The sequence below is a fragment of the Arthrobacter sp. B0316-1-20 genome (assembly GCF_059091865.1).
In genome coordinates this window covers 17,937-39,754 of the sequence record NZ_JBNHHC010000029.1, presented here as the reverse complement: position 1 = coordinate 39,754, position 21,818 = coordinate 17,937, and the positions used below count along the sequence as shown (strand labels likewise).

Genomic DNA, 21,818 nt, shown 5'->3' with positions numbered 1-21,818 from the left:
TTTGCTGCGCGGTGGTGTTGCTTCCTGGCAGCTGTACGGGGACGGCCCTGTCCGGGGCGGCCGCCTGCTGCGGACGTCCTGATGAATGCGGACGACGGCGGCCGGTTGGCCGCCGCGCCCTCAGTCCTCTTCGGGCGCGATGGTGACGCTGATGCCGTCGAGCGACTCGTCCTGCGAGACCTGGCAGGCCAGGCGGGACGTTCCCGCGTCGTAGCAAGACACCTCTTCAAGCAGTTCGAGCTCATCCTCGCTGCGCTCGCCCAGACTGTTGCAGACCTCCTTGGGCAGGAAGACATGGCAGGTGGCGCAGGAGGCGGTGCCGCCGCAGGAGGCCAGGATCGGGAAATCGTTGTCGCGCAGCGCCTCCATGAGGGACTGCTGCGGCTCCCAGTCAATCTGGCGCTCGGCGCCGTCGCGGTCGGTGACATTGAGCTTGGTGATCGTGGTGGTGTCGGACATGATGGTTCAGCTCCTTCAGCTTCGGTGGGCGACCAGGTCGCGGACTGCGTCGGCCAGTTTGGTGGTGGGATCGGCGGCAAGCCGGGGGTCGACGGCGGCGCCGGCGGCGATCAACTTCTTGCCCTGAGTGAAGTCCTTGAGGGACCCGATGGTGTCGATGGCGGCAAGCCGGCCGTCGCGGAGGTAGAGCACGGAGAACGGCGCGGTGCCGGCGTCGCCGCGGACCAGGACGTCGTCGTCCGGCTGGCGCAGCCCGGCAGTCTGCAGCCGCACGCCGTGCTGCACGGTCCAGAACCAGGGCACCTCCCGCTTGGCGGCGGGGGCGTTCATGATGTGGTTGGCGGCGTTGACGGCCTGAGCGACGGCGCTTTGGATGCTCTCCAGACGCCGGTTGATGCCCTGCTCCTCCGAGACGAGGCGGGTGGCGTCCCCGGCGGCGTAGATGTGCGGGTCCGATGTCCGGCTGTCAGCATCTACCACGATGCCGTCATCGGTGCGCAGCCCCGCCTGGGCTGCCAGTTCCTGCAGGGGAACGACGCCGATGCCGGCAACGACGACGTCGGCCGGGTAGGTGGCGCCGTCGGCGATGAGGATTTTCTTTGCCTTGCCGTCGGCTTGGATTTCGGTGACGGCGGCGCCGAAAACAAACCGGGTCCCGTGCCCGCGGTGCAGCTGCTCGAAGTATCGGGAAACCGGTTCGGCAGTGACCCGGCTCATCACCCGGTCCTGGAATTCCAGCACGGTCGTGTCACAGCCCAGCACGGCGGCCGCGGCGGCCACCTCGAGGCCGATGTAGCCTGCGCCGATGATCGCCACACGCGTCCCGGGCACCAGCGCCTGCTTCAGCGCAAGCGCGTCGTCGTGGGTCTTGAGCAGGTGGATCCCCGGCAGGTTGCCCCCGGGAATGTTCAGCCGGCGGGCGGAGGAGCCGGGGGCGATGATCAGCTTGGCGTAGCCGAGCTCAACGCCGTCGGCCAGCACCACGCGGCGGTCGGCCGGCAGTATCCGGGTGGCTCGGCCACTGATCCGCTCGATGCCCTTGTCCCCGTAGAAGCCGTCCTTGCGCAGCGGCGGAGCGTCATCGGGGGCGCCGGGCTTGAGGAAATCCTTGGACAGCGGCGGGCGTTCGTAGGGCACCTGCCCGTCCGGATCCACTAGGACCACGCGGCCCGCCCACTCCAGCTCGCGGAGCCGGACAGCTGCCTGCACCCCGGCGTGGCCGGCACCGATGATGAGAATGGTTTCCTCAGACATTGCAACTTTCCTTCGAACTTAGGCGACATCCTTGCCGCGTCGTTGGGTGGCCGTACCCAGTCATGCTGACAGATATGACCTGGGCCACATTGGCCGCTTTCGCTCAGCGAAAGGACCGAATGCTTCCTCGTCAGTCCCGGGGTTTCGGGGAGATCCAGAGGCCGTGCGCACGGGCGCAGACCTCGCCCCCGGCAAGGATTTCCCCCTCGGCAAACGTCTTGCGCCCGTCGATACGGGTGACCCTGCCGGTGACTGTGACTTCCTCGAAGAGCGGCACCGGCCGCTCGTAGGAGACGGTCAGTTCGCGGGTGAAGCTGATGCCTGGGACGTTGTCCCGGACCGCCTGCCACAGCGCCTCATCCAGCAGCACTGCGAAGTAGCCGCCGTGGAGTTTGCCGCGCGGGCCCTGGTACTGCAGCGGCAGCACGACGCTGAACTCGCACTCTTCGCCGCTCCGGAGCAGGGTCATCGGAGGAGCGAGCGGGTTGCGGTGGCTGACCACCGGGTTGGTGGCGACAATGACCCGGCCCTTGCGGTCGAAGGCCGGCGGATTGGCTGCGGGCGGGCGGTCCTGCAGGACGGCCGGATCGGCCAGCGCGGCGCGCAGGCTGTCCGTCTCGGCTGCAAGCAGCTCCACCAGCTCCTCGCCGGTGGTCCCCAGGAGCCCTGCTGAGATCCGACGGCAGACCTCGGCTGCGTATTCGGCCAGGACGCTGTGCTCCGGCGATTCCGGCAACACCAGTTCCGGGTTCGCGAGGTGCGGCGTGGACAGGGTCATCTCGACCATGGTCAACCTCCTAATACGATTGGTTTGACCAATATGTTCATAGGAGAGTCTGGCAGTCAGCCCCTGTTTTCGCTCATCGAAAACTGCGTCCCCCTCCCGGGAAATGGGTGTCTAGATTGTGATCGAACCCTAATCGAACGCTAGGGATGGCCGGTGCGAGGATGCCCGCCACCCGAAGGAAGCAGGTCCCGATGGCTACGGTTTTCACGGAAGAGCAATCCGATTTGCGCCAGATGGTGCGCCAGTTCTGCGAGGAGAATTTCCAGGAAGCGGACGTCCGGCGGCTGATGAACACGGATAGCGGTTACGATCCTGCCGTCTGGACCCGAATGGCCGAGGAATTGGGCCTCCAGGGCATCGCCATCCCAGAGGAATACGGTGGATCGGGGGCTGGCCAGGTCGAACTGAATGTCGTCATCGAAGAGCTGGGCCGGGCCTTGGCCGGTACCCCGTTCTTCGCCACCGTGGTTCTGGCCGCCAACCTGGTACTTGCCGCCGGCGACGACGAAGCCAAGGAGGAACTGCTCACCGGTATCGCCGACGGCAGCACTATCGCCACCGTGGCGTTCCTCGAACCCTACTCCGCCCTCTTCAGCCCCGAAGGGATCACGGCAACGGCCATCGCCACCGACGGCCAATGGCACCTGACCGGCACCAAGATTAACGTCCTGGACGGCGCCGCCGCCGACGTCATCCTCGTGGCCGCCCGCAGCCCGCGGGGCGTATCGATTTTCCTCGTCGACGCCAACGCCCGCGGCTTGACCGTCGAAAACCAGGAGACTCTAGACATTACCCGGCGGCAGGCCAGAGTCATCTTGGATGCAGCCCCGGCCCGGCTGCTCGGTGCAGAAGGCGACGGCTGGACGGCTCTCGAAACCATGCTCCGTTACGCCTCGGTGGCCCTGTGCTCTGAAAATGCCGGCGGCGCGCTGCGCCTGATCGAGCAGTCCGCCGACTATGCCCGAACGCGGGAACAGTTTGGCAAGGTCATCGGCAGCTACCAGGCCATCAAGCAGAAGATTTCCGACATGCTCCTGGACGTCGAGCTTGCCCGCGCCGCGACCCACCGGGTCGCCCAAGCCGCCGACGACGGCGACGCCCAACTGCCAGCCGAGGCCGCCATGGCCCATGCCCTGACCGCCGAAGCCTACGTCAAGGCCGCTTATGACAACATCCAGATTCACGGCGGCATCGGCTTCACGTGGGAGCATCCGGCACATCTGTACTTCCGCCGTGCTAAAAGCAACGAGCTGCTTTTCGGCACGCCGAATCAGCACCGGGAACTGGCGGCCACATACCTGGGGGTCTGAGCTCTAGTCTCAGCTTGCCCTTTTTGCAGGCTTCGGGCTCAAGATGCGGGCACAGCAGAGGGCGTTCCTCGGCTACTGGAGCAGCGACGGTGCGCACCTTAAGCCACCTGCAACGTAAAGGGCTACCACCTGCGCGGTGGACGTTGCTGTCGAGGCTGAGACGATGACTAACCTGCGTCTCGGTGGATGCATTGCTGGCAGCCCATGGATTTCATCTAAGACTTGACTCCCTCAGGCCTCAACCCTGCCGGCTCACCATTTCGCTAATCCAGATGGGCGCGAAGGGGGACGTACAGTTCGGCGGCGTGGGGTAGTCCTTGAGCACTTCCAGGCGTTCGCCGATGTCAATTGCGCGGGCGCGGTGCTCGGCATGCTCAATCCCGATCTGGGCCAAGGTGTGGTTCATCGCCCACTGCAACCGGTCCGGCGCGTTTTTCATCTCCGCCTCGACGGTGTCCAGCAGCCCCGGCAGGTCCAGCCCCTCGGGCTTTTTCGCCACCCGTTCGGTGGTCAGCGCCCAGCCGGCACTGGCCACCACCGGATCCGCATCCGCGGTCCAGGCCACGCGCAGCTCCTCGACATGCGGGCTCTTCTTGACCACGTAGTTCACCAGCCAGTCGTGCACCTTGGGCGCACGCGACTCGCGCAGCATGGTGTCCAGTTCGTCGCGCTCGAAGGCCTTCGGACGGCAGATCAGCAGTGCCAGCAGCCGCGCCGCTGTATCGCCTGTTGCCCACAGCTCGCGCGCCAACTCCTGCTGGGTCTTCAGCCGCTTCGCAACCGCGCGCAGCTTGGACAGGTTTACACCGTGGTCGTCGCCGCGCTTCTCATTCGCCTCGCGCACCTTCGGATCCTCAAGCCCGGCCAGTTCGGCCATCACCTCGGCCACCGTCGCCTCGGACATCTCACCCTCCCGGTCATTCACGTCAGCCTCCAGCATATGGGCCGCCACGGACTGTTTCAGAGGACGACGACGGCGGTGCTCACCCGTCGTCGTCCTGGCGGCCCTCTGCTTGTGGCTCAAGTCAACCGTTCGCACCCGTTTGCCGGGCGCGATGTCCCGGCGGAGGTGCCATGCCGTATGGTCAGGGGTACGGAACAAAATCTTTTGTTCCCGTTAAAGCGCAGCATTCTCTGCTGGCGCTGAGGAGGCACTCATGGCCGACAAATCTCCCCGACAATCTGCATCCAAAAAATCGGGCAAGTCCATCAAGGAAAAGCGCAGCGACAAGAAGGCCAAGGCGGCCGGCGCGGCAGCCTCGGAGACACTGACCACCATCAAGAAGCGCTGAGCCGCTTGACGCTGCTGTCGCTCGGAGTCCTGGCGACGACGCGCAAGGCCGATGAGCGCAGGCTGGCCATTCATCCTGCGCACATCGAGCGCCTTGACGCCGACCTCCGCGAGCGGATCATCCTTGAGCAGGGTTACGGCGAGCGCTTCGGTGTGTCCGACGAGCACCTGGCGCAACTGGTGGGGCGGATCGCCTCGCGCCAGGAGCTCATTGAAGCAGCGGATATGGTGCTGCTGCCGAAGCCGCAGCCGGAAGACCTTGCCGAGTTCCGGGACGGCCAGATCCTCTGGGGTTGGCCGCACTGTGTCCAGGACCGTGCCATTACCCAATTGGCCATCGACAAGCGGCTGACCCTGATCGCCTTCGAGGCCATGAACCATTGGGCTGAGGACGGCAGATTCGCACTCCACGTTTTCCACAAGAACAACGAGATGGCCGGCTACTGTTCAGTGCTGCATGCGCTGGAACTGGCAGGATCTACCGGCGACTACGGCCGCCCGCTCACCGCCGTCGTCATTGGTTTCGGCGCCACCGCCCGCGGCGCGGTCACGGCCCTGAACGCGCACGGCATCCATGATGTTCAGGTGCTGACCAACCGCGCGGCGGCCGCCGTGGGATCGCCGATCCACTCCGCGCGCATCACCCAGTTCGATCACGACGCTGCGGCCCCGCATCTCAGCCATGTCATCACCGACGACGGACGGGTGCCGCTGGCGCCGTTCCTCGCGGAGCGCGACATTGTGGTCAACTGCACGCTGCAGGATCCGAACAACCCGTTGATCTACCTGGATGAAGCGGACCTGGACGGCTTTCGGCCGGGCAGCCTGATCGTCGATGTCTCCTGCGACGAAGGCATGGGCTTCAGCTGGGCCAAGATGACGACCTTCGCCGAGCCCACCTTCGAGGTGGGCGACCACGTGAGCTACTACGCCGTGGACCACACGCCGTCCTACCTGTGGAATTCCGCGACCTGGGAAATCAGCACCGCCCTCATCCCGTTCCTGCGCACTGTCATGAGCGGACCCGGCAGTTGGACCGCGGACAACACAATCAGCCGCGCCATTGAAATCCGTGACGGCGTCATCGTCAACCCGGCGGTCCTTGCGTTCCAGCACCGCTCGGCGGAGTATCCGCACGCAGCTGTTTGAGAATCGCGGCACCACCACTGCAGAGGAAGGACGACGACGACCTACGGGCCGCCGTCGTCCTTCTGTTTGGCAAGCATGGCGAGCTGCTGCCGGATCCGGGCGGGCAAGGCGCCGCAAGGATTGCGGTAGTTCAGCAAAGTCACAGCTGAACCGGGGCACCGATTCCGGCCTGGTGTTCGTTGTGCCAAGCGAGATCACCGACCGAAAGCAGGGAACCTTGTCCGCTGAGACCGGCCGACCGCGGCGGAGAGCGGGGCGCACTGTCCTCGTCCTCGGCATCGACGGGGCTGGAAAGACGACGGCAGCCGCGTCGCTGGTCGCCGCCGAGCGGGCAGCGGGCCGGCCGGCGCGGGTGCTGCGCAATCCGGCCGGGCGGCGCTGGCTGGCTCGGGCCAGTGCACGCCTTGGCATCACTGTGGCACCGCACTGGGCGGACCGGTTCGAGTCCACGTGCGCACGCTCAACGTGTTGGTATCCGAGATCCGTGCCGCGACATTCCACGGGACTACGGTGATGGACCGGCACCTGCACTGCCAGCAGGTCCTCCGCACTGTGCGCGGCCTGCCACCGGGACGCGTCCTGCCTCGGCTGGTCCGCATCCTGCCGAGGCCCGACGCGGTGGTGCTGCTGGATGTGCCTGCGGAGACGGCGCACGCCCGGATCACGGCGCGGGGGGAGGATTCCGAGTCCGTGGACTATCTCCGGGCGGCCCGCTGCGCCTACCTGCGAATGGCCGGGTCGCTGGACTGGCAGGTCGTCGACGCGGACGGGTCCCGCAGCGACGTGCTGCACCGCATCCTGGCTGCCGCCTCGCCGCCGGCCAGCTAGCGGCGCCGTCCTCATCCCCCATGGGAATGCTGTGTAGCATTCCTCAGTTCGGGATTGATGAGCGAGCAATTTTGCGATGGGGAGTGACTGGGGAGCCATCTCCCGATGGGGAGTGCTCCCCATTCAGTTCCGCAGCTTCCCGTGGGACAGTAACCCAGGAACGGTTAACCACGAAGGGCGGGGCAGGCATGGGCAGCTGGCGGATCAGTCCCAGGCAGCTCCATGCGGTTCTGGTGGATGTGGCCGCGGACGGGCAATCGCTGGACAAGGCGGCAGGCGACGCGGCAGCGGCAGGTGAGGCGGCGTCGTCGTTGTTTGGCAGCGCCGCCGATGTGGCGGAGGCGTTCGCCGGGTTCTGGTCGCCGCGGAGCGACGTCGGCCAGCGGATCGCCGGACTGGTTTACGGCAAGTCCCGGGTAGTCGCGGAGACGGCCGAGCTGTTCATCGACGCGGACGGGGAGATGTCCGCTGCCGCCACTGACTTCGCCGAGACCCTGAACGCCGGTGACGCGCCGGTCCTCGCCGCCCGCGGTTTCGGCCCGGTGCCGCAGCCGTGACCGTCAGGCTAGCAAGTGTCCCGGAGCTCGATGTGCCCTGGGACCAGCTGTCGGACGCGGTGGAGGAAATGTCGCGCCGAGCTGCTGCCACGGCCAGCTACCTGGTGGATGCCCAAGCCGCGTGGTCGGGGCTGAAGGACGCGTACCGGCAGCCAGAGACCGAGCTGGAAGTCCACGCCGCGCTGGATGAGCTGGATGGCCCGATGCAGGAATGGACCGCGGCTCTGGCCGCCGCCCGCGATGCCGTGGCTGCCTTCGTCGCCGCAGGACGGCCGCTCCAAGCGGAAGCGGAAGAACTCCGTGCGGTACGGCCCGGCCTGATGGCGGCTCTGAACGCCGCGCTGGGCGGCGACGAACCGCTGGACGACAATCAAGCGGAGCGTGCCATCCGCCGGGCCCAAGCCTTCAACGGCCGGGTAGCGTCGCTGCGGGCGGACTGGCAGGCGCTGAGCTCCGAAACCGCTGCCGCGCTCCAGGCCATCAGCGGCGGCACCCTCGACTCGCTGCCGGCCACCCCGCTGCTGGCCGCATCGGCAGCGCTCCCGGCCGCGCCGCCGTGGGCCGGCTTCACCAGCGGCCTGAACGAGCGTTTCGGTCCGCTGACCCCTGAGGCATATCTGGCCTCGCTGACCGGGCTCACCGACCAGGAACTGCGCGACTGGGCGGCGGCAAACCCCGAGGGCGCCGCCGTGCTGGCCGCCAACAAGCTGCCGGCCTGGCGGATGCCCGGCTCAGCCGAGGCAGTGCTGGCGCGGGCGATGGCCAACGATGCAGCGCTGACCGAAGCCGGGATCAGCAACATCCGGGACGCCTGGAAGGGGCTGGCGCCGGGAGACCAGGAACGCCTGCTGCTGCTCTATCCGGCGGTGTTCGGCGCCCTGAACGGTATCCCGTTCGCCGGCCGGGTGCGTGCCAACACCATCACCGCCGCCGGCTACCGCGAAACGGTGGCTACCCAGCAGGAGCGGCTCGGCGCGGAGCCGGTCCTCAACGACTACCTGCCCTCCGGCCGGAACCAGCACCGCGCGGATTACCAGCGGGCCCACCTGGAGTACACCGAGGAGCTGGAAAATTGGCAGGCCGAGCACAACCGGTTGGCGACGCTGCGCACGGGACTGGACTTCGCCGTCGACCATGACCTGCAGGTGGTGATGCTCAGCCTGGACGGCGACGGCCGGATCGTCACCATGGACGGCGCGCTGGGCCCGGGCACCCGGACCATCGCCACGCTGGTGCCGGGCACCGGCGCGGACCTGGGCCAGCTGGAAGCGTATACGCGCCGCCTGGACGCGGTGAACGGCGAGCGCGCCACGGACGCGGTCTCTTTCTACTGGCAAGGCACCGACCTGCCGGATGAGATTAGCGACAACATCACCACCTCGTTCAACGAAAACGGCGGCCCCCTGCTCGCGGCGTTCGACCATGCCCTGGACCTGGAAGTCAGGCCCGATGCCCGCACCACCTACATCGGCTACAGCGCCGGCGGCTCGTTGCTGGGCACCGGCGAGCGCGAAGGCCTGGATTCCACCAACATCGTCTACGTGGCTCCCGCCGGCACGGGGCACAACGTGGGCAGTCCCGAGGACACGGCCAACCCCAACGCCCACCGCTACTGGCTGCAGACCCGCGACGACCCGATCTCCGCCGCGCAGCTCCTCGGCGGCGGCTACCACGGGCCTTCGTTCTGGCGAGGCGGCAGCCCCACGGTGATGAATCCGGTCCGGCTGGAGACCGGTTTCCTCTCCCCCAATGATCCAGACTCGCTGATGGGCGGGCACACCGACTACTTCCGGCAGGACTCCACCTCCGCCACCAACATCCAGGGCGTTATCGAAGGCACCGAGGTCAGTCCGTACGTCGAGGACCAGGTCCACCAGACCTACTCCCCCTCTGGTCCGCGCATCGTCAGCCTGCTCGAGCAGAATCCCGAGGACTATGCCTATGGCAATCTTGAAACCGTGACGGTGGAAAGTCTGGAGAAATGAGCGTGCGGGCCCGGCTCCGCTTTCGCCCCGCCGCAGACGCTCCGCATCCGCACCGCGGCACAGTACGACGGCGGAGGCGCGGCTACGCTGCTCCCCTCACCGCCGCTGCCGCTTTGGCCATCACCACCCTAGGAGGCTGCGCCGTGCCGCAGGAGAACCAGCCGCAACAGAACCAATCGTCATCGCAGGACTACGGCCGCCAGCTCGAGCAGCTGCTGCCCCAGGCGATAGCGGAGGCGTCCTCCGCCGCCGACTTGAAGGTGGACCTGCTCCGCGAGGAAACCTGCCTGCGCCCCGAGGACGAGCAACCGCAGACCCAGACGGCCTGGATCGGCCGTGCCACCGGCAAAGTCGCCGACGTTGAGCAGGCGAACGCCGCCCTCGACGCTACCGCCGGCTACCTGACCGGATCGGGCTGGGAGCAAAAGAACGAGGCCACCGCCCAATCCGGCAACGTCCGCACCCTCTACTTCCGCAACGGCGAGCTCGGCGCCACTGCCGCCCACCACGTTGCCGGCGGCATTAACGCCGTCGTCCTCTCCTTCAGCAGCCCGTGCCTGGACCACCCCGAGGACCACCGCATGGTCCGCTCCGAACAGGATCCGGAGTACGGCAAGAACAGCCGGTACTACGACGACGGCGCCTGAGCGCCCGTCGCTTCGCCAACTTCCCAGTGCGCACCATCGCGCCCTTACCACCCCGGTCATTTATATGCAAAGGAATGAAACTAGGCTCCTTGCCGTTCCAATAAGTGACACCCCCTCTGAGGGCTGGTGTACAAACAGGCGGTCTATCACGCTCGTCGAACCGGGCACAGACCGCCGGAGCAGTGAAAAGGAGACAACTACATGACTGTTCAAGACAAGGTCGCACTCGTTACCGGCGCAGGCCAGGGCATCGGCCGGGCCATCGCACTTCGTTTGTCCAACGACGGCTTTAACGTCGCCATTGCGGACATCGAGCCGCAGCGTGAGAAGGGCGAAGGCGTCGTCGCCGAGATCCAAGCCCTCGGCCGCAAGTCTGTTTTCGTGGCCGCCGACGTGTCCAAGAAGGACCAGGTTGTCGCCGCCGTCGACGCGGCCGCAGAAGCCCTCGGCGGCTTCGACGTGATCGTGAACAACGCCGGCATTGCGCAGATCAAGCCCATCCTGGAGATCACCGAGGAAGAGCTCAACCAAATCTTCAGCGTGAACGCCAACAGCGTTGTCTGGGGTATCCAGGCAGCGGCCGCCAAGTTCGAAGAACTCGGCCACGGCGGCAAGATCATCTCCGCCGCATCGATCGCTGCCATTCAAGGCTTCCCGATCCTTAGCGCCTACTCGGCCTCCAAGTTCGCCGTACGTGGCTTCACCCAAGCCGCGGCCCAGGAACTGGCTCCCAAGGGCATCACCGTCAACGCCTACGCCCCCGGCATCGTCGGAACCGGCATGTGGGAGCTCATCGACAAGGAGCTCAGCAAGATCAACGGCAAGCCGATCGGCCAGAACCTCAAGGAGAACGTGGAGGGGATCGCGCTCGGCCGGATCGAAACCCCGGAAGACGTCGCCAAGATCGTCTCCTTCTTCGCCGGCCCCGACTCCGACTACGTCACCGGCCAGGTCCTGCTGGTCGACGGCGGCATGCTCTACAACTAATACCCGCTCTCTTCAACAACGACGGCGTCCCTCCCCTTCCGCGGGAGGGACGCCGTCCCGTTCAGGCGAAAGCACCGGCCCGCCGGGGCCACCGGGAATCAGGTCGCCTACTTAAGTAAGCGGGACATCCTCCGGTCCGCCAGCAGCTTGCCGCCGGTTTGGCAGGTGGGGCAGTACTGGAGCGAGGAGTCGGCGAAGGAGACTTCGCGTACGGTGTCCCCGCAGACGGGACAGGTCTCGCCGGCGCGGCCGTGCACGTGCATGGCTTTGCGCTTGGAGTCCTTCAGTTCGTTGGCCGGACGGCCGGAAGCTGCGGCAATGGCGGACTCGAGCACCTGGTGCATTGCCCAGTACAGCCGGTCCATGTCTTCGGGGTCCAGCTTTGCGGCGTTGGCGAAGGGGGAGAGCTTGGCAGCGTGCAGGATTTCGTCGCTGTAGGCGTTGCCGATGCCGGCGATTGCCGACTGGTCGCGCAGCAGTCCCTTGATTTGGCCGTTATGCGAGGCGACGATGTGCGCGAAAGTGGCCGCATCGACGTCGAGCGCGTCAGGTCCCAGCCGGGCGATGCCCGGCACATCGAGGGGATCCTTGACCACGTAAACCGCCAGCGACTTCTTGGTCCCGGCCTCGGTCAGGTCGAAGCCGGGCGCCGCTTCGTCGTCGGCCGCGAACCGGACCCGCAACGCCATCGCCCCCTTGCCGGGACGGAGCCGGCCGGGCTTGAGCGCATCGGACCAGCGGAGCCAGCCGGCCTTGGCCAAATGCATCACCAAGTGCGCGCTGCCGGCGGTGATGGCGATGAACTTGCCGTAGCGGGTCACTCCAAACACCGGTTCGGCCCCCAGAACGTCGAGCGGAAGGTCTGCGGTCTTCAGGACCGAGAACGACAGCACCTCGACGTCGGCGATCCGGGCCGCCGGCCCGTCCGGCGGCAGTAGCTTGGACCGCAGGAAATCAACCAGTCCCTGCACCTCAGGCATCTCCGGCATGCCCTCACGGTAACGCAAAAAAGGGCGTACCGGGCCCGGAAACTGCTCCCCTTTCCTTCCCTCCTGCTCCACCGCGGCCCGGTATTGAACCACGCGTCAAGGGTTTTCCATGGTGATACTGCTCAAAGACACGCGTGATCCTGCCCACTTAATAAGTGTGTTACTCGCGCGAAGTTGAGTTAATTCCTGCCGTTGCTAGCGTCGAGGGTTGGCCCCGAGGGGCCGTTGCAACCAGCGAGACCGCGACCAGCAGAACCATCGATGCGAGGTACGAGACCGATATGAGCACGCCGCCCAAGCCCGCCGCGCCCGGGCCCGACAGCGGGACCATTCGGCACCCGGAGCCGGAGACCGTCCTGCCCACGGGCGAGGTCCCACCCGAGCCGGAGCCGCGCACCAGAGTCAACAAGACCGTTTTCATCGGCTCCGCTGTTGGCGTGCTGGGCATCGCTTTGTGGGCCATTCTTGATCGGGAATCGGCGGACGCCGTCATCGGTGCCGCCGTCACCTGGGTGGGGTCGACCTTCGGCTGGTGGTACTCGCTGATTGTGGTCTCGGTCCTCGTCTTCGTCCTCTTCGTGGCCGTCTCTCGAGTAGGCAAGACCCGGCTGGGGCCGGACCACTCGCGCCCCACGTTCAACCTTTTCACCTGGACGGCAATGCTCTTCGCCGCCGGCATCGGGATCGACCTGATGTTCTTCTCGGTGGCGGAACCGGTGACCCAGTATCTGGCACCGCCCACCGGTGACGGCTCCACCGTGGAGGCCGCGCGCCAAGCCGTGGTCTGGACCCTGTTCCACTACGGCATTCTCGGCTGGGGCCTCTACGCCCTGATGGGAATGGCACTGGGCTACTTCGCCTTCCGGCATAACCTGCCGCTCAGCATCCGCTCGGCGCTGTACCCGATCCTGGGCAAGCGGATCCACGGGCCGCTGGGTCACGCCGTCGATATCGCGGCCATGCTGGGCACCATCTTCGGCATCGCGACCAGCCTGGGCATCGGCGTCGCCCAGCTCAACTTTGGACTGAGCTTCCAGTTCGGCATCCCGGAAAACACCATGGTGCAGATCGCCCTGATCGCCGTGGCCGTGATCATGGCAACGGTCTCGGTGCTCACCGGGATCGAGAAGGGCATCCGCCGGCTCTCCGAACTCAACGTGATCCTGGCAATCGCGTTGATGGTCTTCGTCCTGATTACCGGTTCCACCCGGTTCCTGCTGGACGGCATCGTGACCAACATCGGCGATACGCTGTCCCGCTTCCCGGCGATGGCGCTGGACACCTTCGCCTATGACCGGCCCGACGACTGGCTCAACGGCTGGACACTGTTCTTCTGGGCCTGGTGGATCGCCTGGGCACCCTTCGTGGGCCTGTTCTTGGCACGCATCTCGCGGGGACGCACGCTGCGCGAGTTCGTCATCGGCGTGCTGGTGGTGCCCTTCGCGTTCATCCTGCTGTGGATCTCGATTTTCGGCAACAGCGCGCTCGAAATCGTGATGAGCGGCAACGCGGCCTTCGGCGAAGTGGCGATGAGCCAGCCGGAACGCGCCTTCTACGGGCTGCTGGAGCAGTACCCGATGGCCCCGCTCAGCGCCGCGATCGCCACCTTCACCGGGCTGCTGTTCTACGTCACCAGCGCCGACTCCGGCGCCCTGGTGATGAGCAACTTCACCTCCTACCTCAAGGACGCCGATTCGGACGGCCCCAAGTGGCTGCGCGTCTTCTGGTCCGTGGCCACCGGCCTGCTGACCCTTGGCATGCTGCTGGTGGGCGGAGTGCCCACGCTGCAGAGCGCCACCGTCATCATGGGCCTGCCGTTCTCGGTGGTGCTGGTGTTCATCATGCTGGGCCTCTACAAGGCGCTGCGGCTGGAGACTGCCCTGGCCGACAGTTACCAGGCCGGCCTGCACGCCGTGCTCAACTCCCGCACCAACGTGCCGGCCGGCGCGGACAGCCGCCGCGGCTGGCGCCAGCGCCTCTCCCGGGCGATGAACTACCCGGGCCGCCGGCAGGCCCAGCGCTTTGTGTCCGAGGTCGCGGTGCCCGCGCTGTCCGACGTGCGCGCCGACCTGGCCGCCCGCGGGCTGGAGGCCACGCTGAAAACCACCACCGTTGAGGCCTTCGGCATCGACAGCGCCGACCTCTGCGTGGAGCTCGACGGCGAACGCACCTTCAAGTACCAGGTCTTCCCGGTGCAGAACGACGTCCCGTCCTACGCCCGTTCCTCCGCGGCCGCCGGGAAGTACTACCGGCTCGAGGTGTTCTCGCTGGAGGGCAGCCACGGCTACGACCTGATGGGGTACAGCAAGGACGAGGTCATCGCCGACGTGCTGGACCACTACGAGGTACACCTGGAATTCCTGCACCAGCACCGCGCCACCCTGCCGTACACCACGGCCGCCGAAAGCGTCCCGGCCAAGGCGGACTGGGACACCGACTACGACACGGTTGACGAACCCGTCGCCGCACTTCCGAAGGAGACACCATGACCACCACCGCCTCCACCCTGTTCATCAACGGCTCGTGGGAGCCGGCCGCTTCCGGCGACGTGCGCGAAATCCGCAATCCGGCCGACGGCGAACTGGTCGCCACAGTGTCCGAGGCCGGCCGCGCGGACACCGAACGGGCTATCGCCGCCGCCCGCGCCGCCTTCGACTCCGGCGTCTGGGCATCCGTCCCGGCGCCCGAGCGCGGGGACTTCCTGCTCAAGGTGGCCGCCGGGCTGCGCGAGCGCCGCGAAGAGTTCGCCCGCGCCGAGTCGCTGGACACCGGTAAGCGGCTGGTCGAAAGCCGGATGGACATGGACGACATCGCCGCCTGCTTCGACTACTTCGGCAAGATCGCCGGGCAGCAGGCCGGCCGGATGGTCGATGCGGGAGACTCCGCCGTCGTCAGCCGCATAGTGCACGAACCGGTGGGCGTCTGCGGCATGATCACGCCCTGGAACTACCCGCTGCTGCAGGCGGCCTGGAAGATCGCGCCCGCGCTGGCCGCCGGCTGCACCTTTGTGCTCAAGCCCGCCGAGCTGACCCCCTCCACGGCCATCCTGACCATGAAGCTGCTCCAGGACCTGGGCTTGCCCGACGGCGTCGCCAACCTGGTCACCGGCCCCGGCGCCGAGGCGGGCGCACCGCTCTCCGAGCACCCGGACGTCGACCTGGTCTCCTTCACCGGCGGACTGGTGACCGGCCGGGTGGTCGCGGCAGCCGCGGCCGGCACGGTGAAGAAGGTGGCGCTGGAACTCGGCGGCAAGAACCCCAACGTGGTGTTCGCCGACGCGGACTTCGACGCCGCCGTCGACAACGCGCTGAACGGCGCCTTTGTCCACTCGGGCCAGGTCTGCTCCGCCGGCGCACGGCTGGTGGTCGAGGAGTCCATCGCGGAGCGCTTCGTCGACGAGCTGGTCCGCCGCGCCGAAGGCATCCGCCTGGGCGGCCCCTTCGACGAGGCCGCGGAAACCGGTCCGCTGATCTCCGCCGCGCACCGGGAGAAGGTGGACGACTACGTCCAGCGCGGCGTGCAGGAGGGCGCACGGCTGCGCTGCGGCGGCGCCGCACCGCAGGGCTCTGAGTACGACGACGGCTTCTACTACCTGCCGACCGTCCTGGACCGCGTCGAACGCGGCATGTCCGTTGTAGTAGACGAAGCCTTCGGCCCGGTGGTGACGGTGGAAACCTTCCGCACCGAGGACGAGGCAGTGGCCACCGCCAACGACACGGTTTACGGCCTGGCCGGAGCGGTCTGGACCCAGGACGCCGGCAAGGCCCAGCGCGTGGCGGGCCGGCTGCGGCACGGCACCGTCTGGATCAACGATTTCCATCCCTACCTCCCGCAGGCCGAGTGGGGCGGCTTCGGCCAGTCCGGCGTCGGCCGCGAACTCGGCCCCACCGGCCTGGCCGAGTACCAGGAGGCCAAGCACATCTACCAGAACACCAGCCCGCAGGTAACCGGCTGGTTCGCTGACCGCGGCAAGGAGAACTGAATGCACACCGACAACATCGAGAACCTGACCGACCGGGAGTTTGACTACATTGTGGTCGGCGGCGGTTCCGCCGGGGCCGCCGTCGCCGCCCGGCTGAGCGAAGACCCCGCCGTCTCCGTGGCACTGGTGGAGGCCGGCCCGGACGACCGCGGCGTGCCCGAAGTGCTGCAGCTGGACCGCTGGATGGAACTCTTGGAGTCCGGCTACGACTGGGACTACCCGATTGAGCCGCAGGAGAACGGCAACTCTTTCATGCGCCACTCCCGCGCCAAGGTGATGGGCGGCTGCTCCAGCCACAACTCCTGCATCGCCTTCTGGGCCCCGCGCGAGGACCTGGACGAATGGGAGTCCAAGCACGGCGCCACCGGTTGGAACGCGGACGCCGCCTGGCCGCTGTACCAGCGGCTGGAGACCAACGAGGATGCCGGCCCGGATGCCCCGCACCACGGCGACTCCGGCCCGGTGCACGTGATGAACGTTCCCCCGGTGGACCCGACCGGCGTCGCACTGCTGGATGCCTGCGAGCAGGTGGGCATTCCGCGCGCCAAGTTCAACGACGGCAGCACCGTGGTCAACGGCGCCAACTTCTTCCAGATCAACCGGCGCGCCGACGGCACCCGTTCCTCCAGTTCCGTGTCCTACATCCACCCGATCATCGAGCGGGAAAACTTCACCCTGCTGACCGGGCTGCGCGCCCGCCGGCTGGTGTTCGACGCGGACAAGCGCTGCACCGGCGTCGAGATCGTGGACAACGCCTTCGGCCGCACGCACACGCTCTCCGCCCGGCGGGAGGTGGTGCTGTCCACCGGCGCGATCGATTCGCCGAAACTGCTGATGCTCTCCGGCATCGGCCCGGCCGCGCACCTGGCCGAGCACGGCATCGACGTGGTGGTGGACTCCCCCGGCGTCGGCGAGCACCTGCAGGACCACCCCGAGGGCCTGGTCCAGTTCGAGGCGAAGCAGCCGATGGTCACCGAATCCACCCAGTGGTGGGAGATCGGCATCTTCACGCCCACCGAGGAGGGCTTGGACCGCCCGGACCTGATGATGCACTACGGCTCGGTGCCGTTCGACATGAACACGCTCCGGCACGGCTACCCGACCACCGAGAACGGCTTCAGCCTCACGCCCAACGTCACGCACGCCCGCTCGCGCGGCACCGTCCGGCTGCGCAGCCGCGACTTCCGGGACAAGCCGATGGTGGACCCGCGGTACTTCACCGACCCGGAAGGCCACGATATGCGCGTCATGGTGGCCGGCATCCGCAAGGCCCGCGAAATCGCCGCCCAGCCGGCGATGGCCGAATGGGCCGGCCGCGAGCTGTCCCCGGGCGTCGAGGCGCAGACCGACGAGGAGCTGCAGGACTACATCCGGAAAACGCACAACACCGTCTACCACCCGGTCGGCACCGTCCGGATGGGCCCGGTAGACGACGTGATGTCGCCGCTGGACCCCGAGCTGCGGGTCAAGGGCGTCACCGGGCTCCGGGTTGCCGACGCCTCGGTGATGCCCGAGCACGTGACCGTCAACCCCAACCTCACCGTGATGATGATCGGCGAGCGCTGCGCCGACCTGATCCGCGGCCGCCAGGCGGGTGAACCAACGACGGGGGGGGCTGGGGGGGGGGGCGGTTTGGTCCGTGCGGTTTCCCTCGGGGGGGGGGGATGGGGGGGGGTCGCGTATGGCCGACCCCCCGCCTTTCTTGCCCTCTGCGCGGAGTACGACGGCGGCGTTTGACACCCCTGCCCGGACCAACTTTCCACCGGCAAACCCGGGCTTTCAGGGAGGGGAACCGAATGGGCAAATCAGGGTGCCCGAACCCCTATCGCAGGGCCCCGAAGGCTTCTACCCTTTTCTTTACTGCTCCGTCTGTGTGGAAGGAGGGGTGTGGGAACCGCCGGCGTCTGGCATGCCTGTCCGACGCTCCGCCGGACGGATTTCACACGGATCCGTCGGCCGTTTCCGCACAACGAATCATGTGGCCTTTTCGACGCAACAGGCCTGAAGAGGTCGAGTTTGATGAGCTGATGGCGACCGCCCGGCGGCCGAAACAAAAGCTCCGGCGCCGTCGCCTCGACTTGTGGCTGGTCAGCGTGGCAGTCGCGGCCTTTGCCGCGGGCGCACTCGTGGCACCGGCGGCAGTCGGGGTCTCCGTCGTCGGAAACTCCGTCTTGGATATGTGGCAAAACCTGCCCACCGATCTGCCGGTGAATCGCCCGTTGGCGCAGCACACCGTCCTGCTGGACAAGGACGGCAAGGAATTCGCCCGGTTCTACAGCGAGAACCGGGTTGATGTTGAGCTGGACCAGGTGTCGGAGGCCTTCAAGAAGACGCTGATCAGCACCGAGGACGCCCGCTTCTACGAACACGGCGGCGTGGACCCGCTTGGCATCACCAGGGCCCTGTTCCACAACATCGCCAGCAGCGATGTCCAAGGAGCATCCACCCTCACCCAGCAGCTGGTCCAGAACATCCTGGTCAACAATGCGCGGAACGCAGAGGAAGACAAGGTGGCTGTCGGCGACACCTACAACGCCAAGATCCGCGAGATGAAGTACGCCGTCGCTCTGGAAAAACAGCTGCCCAAGGATGAGATCCTGCGGCGCTACATGAACGCCGTCTATTTTGGGAACCGCGCCTATGGGGTGGAAGCCGCGGCCCGCTTCTACTTCAGCACCTCGGCATCGAAACTCAACTATGAACAGTCGGCCCTGCTGGTGGGGCTGCTCAAGGCCCCGACCGCCTTCGACCCGTTCACCCACCCCGACGCCGCGACGGAACGTCGCAACACCGTACTGGATGTGCTGGAAAGGCAGGGGGTACTGCCGGCCGACAAGGCACAGGCCGCCCGCCGGGCACCGCTTGGCGTTAAGCGCGGTTCCGAACAGTCCGGCTGCGCCGGGTCCAAGTATCCGTTCTACTGTGAGGCGGTCCGGGAAGAACTACTCGCCAACCCGGCTTTCGGAAAAACCGCAAAAATCCGAGAGCAGCGCTTCACCACGGGCGGGCTGACCCTGACTACCGCCTTGGACCGGAAGGCGGCCGACGCAGCGCAAAAAGCGGTTGAGAAAGCGCTCGGCAACGGCAACCGCGCCGCGCTCGGCACCGCCGTCGTGGTGCCGGGAACGGGGCACGTGGCCGCCATCGCGCAGAACCGCGCCTGGGGCAAGGGTAAGGGCAAGACCCAGGTGGTCTACGTCCGCCATGCCTTCCAGGTCGGCTCGGCGATGAAGCCGATTGTGCTGGCCACCGCGCTCACGCAGGGCATCCATACCTCCACGGAGTTCCGTGCCGACGGCCCCTACCGATCACCCAAACTGGACAATCCAAAGGGCGGCTACATCAACTACGACAACGTCGACTATGGAGTCATCAACGCGAAGGAGGCCATCCGCGCCTCGGTGAATATCTATTTCATCAAACTTGTGGAGCGCGTCGGCGTCATCAACGCGGCGAAAATGGCCAACAAGCTGGGCATCACCTCTATCGACCCCGACAAGCTGAGCGGCAGGGAAGGATCCCTCGCCCTCGGCGCCTACGAAGTCACGCCGCTGCAAATGGCCAGCGCCTACGCCGCGTTCATGAGCAACGGCACGGTTTGCAAACCGGTCATGGTGATTAAGGCAGTCGCTACCGACACACAAAAGAAGCTGCCCGTTCCGGACCCAGATTGTCACCGCGCCATCAAACCCGCTGTCGCGGATACCGTCGCGGCTGTGCTCAAGGAACCCTTCAACCCCAGAGGCACCCTGGGACCGCGCATTGAACTCAAGGGCAACCGGGAGGCCGGAGCAAAGACCGGAACCACCAACGACTTCACAGCCAACTGGATTGTCGGCGGAACGCCCCAGCTCATGACCGCCGTGTGGCTTGGTGACCCCCGCGGCGGGGCCCAGTATCCGCTGACCAAACTCACGGCCTACGGCAAGACCTACAGAGACCTGACCGGTTCCGAAGTCGCAGCCCCGGTGTGGAAGGAGACCATGGACGGCGCGCTCAAGGGCGAGAAGAAAGTGCAGTTGCCCGAAGCCAGCCGCTCGCTGACCAAATAGACACCGCCGCCTGCCGAAGTTGCGCCTTCTGGTCCACCGCATAGGGTTGCTTGAGAACCACATGAACTGGAGGACCGACCACCGATGGCTTCTGGCGAACTCGACTACTCGTCCGGGGTCCCGCTGTACCGGCAGATTAAGGAGATCCTGCGCCGGGAGGTCGCCGAGGGCATCGTAGATCTCCAGAAACCGATCACCGAGGCGCAACTGCTCAGCCGGTTCGAGGTCAGCCGGGCGCCCATCCGGCAGGCGCTGCAGGAATTAACCAATGACGGGTACGTCTACCGCAAACAGGGCAAAGGCACCTTCCCGGCTAAGGGGCTGCGGGTACACCGGCCGGCCGATGTCAGGTCCGGCCGTTTTTACCAGTTCCTGGTGGACAGCGGGATGCGCCCGTCGTCGAAAGTCTCCGCACCCGAATGGGTGGAACCGCCCGCGGAAGTCGGCCAGCTGCTGGGCACGGACGAGCACGAGCGGCTCTTGCATTTCACCCGGCTGATTTCGGTTGAGGGCGCGCCGTTGGCCGAGGCGAACGTGTACATCCGCGCGCCGAGGGACTTCAACCCCACGGTGCAGGAATTGGAAGAGAGCGGCTCGGCCTTCGAACTGCTGGAGGAGGGCTACGGCATCACACTGGGCCGCTCGGAGCACGAAGCCTGGGCAACGGCGGCGACCGCCGACCACGCTGCCACGTTGGGTGTCAGCGTGGGAAGTCCGCTGCTTGTCATCGACACGATCTTCCGCACCGCTGGCGGGCGCCCGATCGGCTGGCGCTCTGCCCTGCACCACGCCGAAAACTTCAAATACCGCTTCACGCAGTAGCTTCCGGCGGTCTTCGCCTGGAACTCCATCCCCACGAGTCATTCAGCTAAACCGGAGGGGGTGCGGAGCGGTGTGTCGAGGAGACTGACTCAAACCGTGTCTGAAGGCAGCTGCTGTAGCCGCCACGCGATGATCTCGCGGATGAGCTCAGTCGGGAGCGGGGCATCATGGCGCAGCTGTATAAGGTGCTCCGTGGTTCCAAATGGGGCCAGCTCTGCCGAGAAATGCGCGATCGCGTCTGGAGTGGGATAGAACCCGATGTGGCGCTTTGTTCCGGTGAAGAAGAACAACGGCTCGGTGCCGAGTTTGAAGGTCGGCATACGCCAACTGATCGATTCTTCCGCTTCCTCGGGCACAGCCGACCGGATCAGTTCATACACGGAGAGCAGCCGATCCCGCACATCACCGTCGTACCCGTCGATGTACTCGCTGATCGAACTCGCAGTCATGGTGGTCTCCCTTTTCGCGACGTCAGGTGGTGGACGGTCGCATCTTGAGCGATGGTGCACGCCGATCATACGACAGCTGCACTGATAGATCCCCGCCGTTCACATATCAACGAGGTGCCCAGAACAATCGGTCAGTATTGGCATTGACTTTCACCTGACATCGTGTAAACCTAGTTTACAGGTAATCGGGGTCACATCCTTAAGAAGCCGGCAATCCAACCGGCTGCACCGGCATCCTCCGCTTACCGCCGCTTGCACCGAGTTCGGCGA

General features: G+C 66.4%; 18 protein-coding genes and 1 pseudogene. 13 read left to right on the top strand and 6 right to left on the bottom strand.

Going from position 1 to position 21,818, the window contains the following annotated elements; genetic code table 11:
* Nucleotides 1-120: 120 nt before the first annotated feature.
* The 3 genes from AC5RW2_RS30930 to AC5RW2_RS30920 all read right to left on the bottom strand — a co-directional run bounded on the left by AC5RW2_RS30930 (nt 121) and on the right by AC5RW2_RS30920 (nt 2,500).
* On the bottom strand, nt 121-459 hold the full coding sequence (locus tag AC5RW2_RS30930) for a 2Fe-2S iron-sulfur cluster-binding protein (protein WP_493964443.1): 339 nt from the start codon (nt 457-459) through the stop codon (nt 121-123).
* Between the two features lie 15 nt (nt 460-474).
* Complete coding sequence (locus AC5RW2_RS30925) at nt 475-1,713, bottom strand: NAD(P)/FAD-dependent oxidoreductase (RefSeq protein WP_493964442.1); 1,239 nt, start codon at nt 1,711-1,713, stop codon at nt 475-477.
* Nucleotides 1,714-1,843: 130 nt separating this feature from the next.
* On the bottom strand, nt 1,844-2,500 hold the full coding sequence (locus tag AC5RW2_RS30920; RefSeq protein ID WP_493964441.1) for a PaaI family thioesterase: 657 nt from the start codon (nt 2,498-2,500) through the stop codon (nt 1,844-1,846).
* Nucleotides 2,501-2,691: 191 nt separating this feature from the next.
* Between AC5RW2_RS30920 and AC5RW2_RS30915 the strand changes: the two genes are divergently transcribed.
* Complete coding sequence (locus AC5RW2_RS30915) at nt 2,692-3,810, top strand: acyl-CoA dehydrogenase family protein (RefSeq protein ID WP_493964440.1); 1,119 nt, start codon at nt 2,692-2,694, stop codon at nt 3,808-3,810.
* Between the two features lie 238 nt (nt 3,811-4,048).
* On the opposite strand, the gene AC5RW2_RS30910 is transcribed toward AC5RW2_RS30915, so the two are convergent.
* Entirely contained in the window at nt 4,049-4,714 is a 666-nt protein-coding gene (locus AC5RW2_RS30910; protein WP_493964497.1) for a DNA alkylation repair protein, read from the bottom strand.
* A 253-nt stretch (nt 4,715-4,967) separates the two neighbouring features.
* Between AC5RW2_RS30910 and AC5RW2_RS30905 the strand changes: the two genes are divergently transcribed.
* From AC5RW2_RS30905 to AC5RW2_RS30875, 7 genes are all read left to right on the top strand, one after another.
* Nucleotides 4,968-5,102 (top strand): hypothetical protein, encoded by a 135-nt coding sequence (locus AC5RW2_RS30905; protein WP_277883565.1) that lies wholly within the window; start codon nt 4,968-4,970, stop codon nt 5,100-5,102.
* Between the two features lie 5 nt (nt 5,103-5,107).
* On the top strand, nt 5,108-6,250 hold the full coding sequence (locus tag AC5RW2_RS30900) for a N(5)-(carboxyethyl)ornithine synthase (protein ID WP_493964439.1): 1,143 nt from the start codon (nt 5,108-5,110) through the stop codon (nt 6,248-6,250).
* A 450-nt stretch (nt 6,251-6,700) separates the two neighbouring features.
* A complete protein-coding gene (locus tag AC5RW2_RS30895) occupies nt 6,701-7,078 on the top strand; it encodes a dTMP kinase (protein ID WP_493964438.1) in 378 nt (125 codons plus the stop codon).
* Nucleotides 7,079-7,266: 188 nt separating this feature from the next.
* Nucleotides 7,267-7,635, top strand: a complete 369-nt coding sequence (locus AC5RW2_RS30890; RefSeq protein ID WP_493964437.1) for a DUF6507 family protein — start codon at nt 7,267-7,269, stop codon at nt 7,633-7,635.
* Nucleotides 7,632-9,620 carry a hypothetical protein gene (locus tag AC5RW2_RS30885; protein ID WP_494074876.1) on the top strand — a complete coding sequence of 663 codons (1,989 nt, stop codon included), beginning with the start codon at nt 7,632-7,634 and terminating at the stop codon, nt 9,618-9,620. Before AC5RW2_RS30890 ends, AC5RW2_RS30885 begins: the two co-directional genes overlap by 4 nt.
* Nucleotides 9,617-10,267, top strand: coding sequence for a hypothetical protein (locus AC5RW2_RS30880; protein WP_493964435.1), 651 nt, complete (start codon nt 9,617-9,619; stop codon nt 10,265-10,267). Before AC5RW2_RS30885 ends, AC5RW2_RS30880 begins: the two co-directional genes overlap by 4 nt.
* Before the next feature lie 201 nt (nt 10,268-10,468).
* Nucleotides 10,469-11,254, top strand: a complete 786-nt coding sequence (locus tag AC5RW2_RS30875) for an acetoin reductase (RefSeq protein WP_493964434.1) — start codon at nt 10,469-10,471, stop codon at nt 11,252-11,254.
* Nucleotides 11,255-11,361: 107 nt separating this feature from the next.
* On the opposite strand, the gene AC5RW2_RS30870 is transcribed toward AC5RW2_RS30875, so the two are convergent.
* On the bottom strand, nt 11,362-12,243 hold the full coding sequence (locus tag AC5RW2_RS30870) for a DNA-formamidopyrimidine glycosylase family protein (RefSeq protein ID WP_493964433.1): 882 nt from the start codon (nt 12,241-12,243) through the stop codon (nt 11,362-11,364).
* 281 nt (nt 12,244-12,524) lie between these two features.
* Here AC5RW2_RS30870 and betT point away from each other — a divergent pair, with 281 nt between their 5' ends.
* From betT to AC5RW2_RS30845, 5 genes and pseudogenes are all read left to right on the top strand, one after another.
* Complete coding sequence (gene betT, locus AC5RW2_RS30865; RefSeq protein WP_493964432.1) at nt 12,525-14,732, top strand: choline BCCT transporter BetT; 2,208 nt, start codon at nt 12,525-12,527, stop codon at nt 14,730-14,732.
* The gene (locus AC5RW2_RS30860) at nt 14,729-16,225 is read left to right on the top strand and encodes an aldehyde dehydrogenase family protein (RefSeq protein WP_493964431.1); all 1,497 of its coding nucleotides are present in this window, start codon (nt 14,729-14,731) and stop codon (nt 16,223-16,225) included. The genes betT and AC5RW2_RS30860 overlap by 4 nt, the downstream gene beginning before the upstream one ends.
* Nucleotides 16,226-17,824, top strand: a pseudogene (locus AC5RW2_RS30855) (GMC family oxidoreductase); the annotation flags it as partial.
* A 428-nt stretch (nt 17,825-18,252) separates the two neighbouring features.
* Nucleotides 18,253-20,277, top strand: coding sequence for a transglycosylase domain-containing protein (locus AC5RW2_RS30850; protein WP_493964429.1), 2,025 nt, complete (start codon nt 18,253-18,255; stop codon nt 20,275-20,277).
* An 84-nt stretch (nt 20,278-20,361) separates the two neighbouring features.
* Nucleotides 20,362-21,099: a GntR family transcriptional regulator gene (locus AC5RW2_RS30845; protein WP_493952132.1), complete on the top strand. Its 738-nt coding sequence runs from the start codon at nt 20,362-20,364 to the stop codon at nt 21,097-21,099.
* Between the two features lie 89 nt (nt 21,100-21,188).
* On the opposite strand, the gene AC5RW2_RS30840 is transcribed toward AC5RW2_RS30845, so the two are convergent.
* Entirely contained in the window at nt 21,189-21,548 is a 360-nt protein-coding gene (locus tag AC5RW2_RS30840) for an iron chaperone (protein ID WP_493964428.1), read from the bottom strand.
* Nucleotides 21,549-21,818 lie beyond the last annotated feature (270 nt).

Excerpts from the sequence above, each read along its gene's own strand:
- AC5RW2_RS30930 (WP_493964443.1), bottom strand. The coding sequence starts at position 459 with ATGTCCGACACCACCACGATCACCAAGCTCAATGTCACCGACCGCGAC.
- AC5RW2_RS30925 (WP_493964442.1), bottom strand. The coding sequence starts at position 1,713 with ATGTCTGAGGAAACCATTCTCATCATCGGTGCCGGCCACGCCGGGGTG.
- AC5RW2_RS30920 (WP_493964441.1), bottom strand. The coding sequence starts at position 2,500 with ATGGTCGAGATGACCCTGTCCACGCCGCACCTCGCGAACCCGGAACTG.
- AC5RW2_RS30915 (WP_493964440.1), top strand. The coding sequence starts at position 2,692 with ATGGCTACGGTTTTCACGGAAGAGCAATCCGATTTGCGCCAGATGGTG.
- AC5RW2_RS30910 (WP_493964497.1), bottom strand. The coding sequence starts at position 4,714 with ATGTCCGAGGCGACGGTGGCCGAGGTGATGGCCGAACTGGCCGGGCTT.
- AC5RW2_RS30905 (WP_277883565.1), top strand. The coding sequence starts at position 4,968 with ATGGCCGACAAATCTCCCCGACAATCTGCATCCAAAAAATCGGGCAAG.
- AC5RW2_RS30890 (WP_493964437.1), top strand. The coding sequence starts at position 7,267 with ATGGGCAGCTGGCGGATCAGTCCCAGGCAGCTCCATGCGGTTCTGGTG.
- AC5RW2_RS30880 (WP_493964435.1), top strand. The coding sequence starts at position 9,617 with ATGAGCGTGCGGGCCCGGCTCCGCTTTCGCCCCGCCGCAGACGCTCCG.
- AC5RW2_RS30875 (WP_493964434.1), top strand. The coding sequence starts at position 10,469 with ATGACTGTTCAAGACAAGGTCGCACTCGTTACCGGCGCAGGCCAGGGC.
- AC5RW2_RS30870 (WP_493964433.1), bottom strand. The coding sequence starts at position 12,243 with ATGCCGGAGATGCCTGAGGTGCAGGGACTGGTTGATTTCCTGCGGTCC.
- betT (WP_493964432.1), top strand. The coding sequence starts at position 12,525 with ATGAGCACGCCGCCCAAGCCCGCCGCGCCCGGGCCCGACAGCGGGACC.
- AC5RW2_RS30860 (WP_493964431.1), top strand. The coding sequence starts at position 14,729 with ATGACCACCACCGCCTCCACCCTGTTCATCAACGGCTCGTGGGAGCCG.
- AC5RW2_RS30850 (WP_493964429.1), top strand. The coding sequence starts at position 18,253 with ATGGCGACCGCCCGGCGGCCGAAACAAAAGCTCCGGCGCCGTCGCCTC.
- AC5RW2_RS30845 (WP_493952132.1), top strand. The coding sequence starts at position 20,362 with ATGGCTTCTGGCGAACTCGACTACTCGTCCGGGGTCCCGCTGTACCGG.
- AC5RW2_RS30840 (WP_493964428.1), bottom strand. The coding sequence starts at position 21,548 with ATGACTGCGAGTTCGATCAGCGAGTACATCGACGGGTACGACGGTGAT.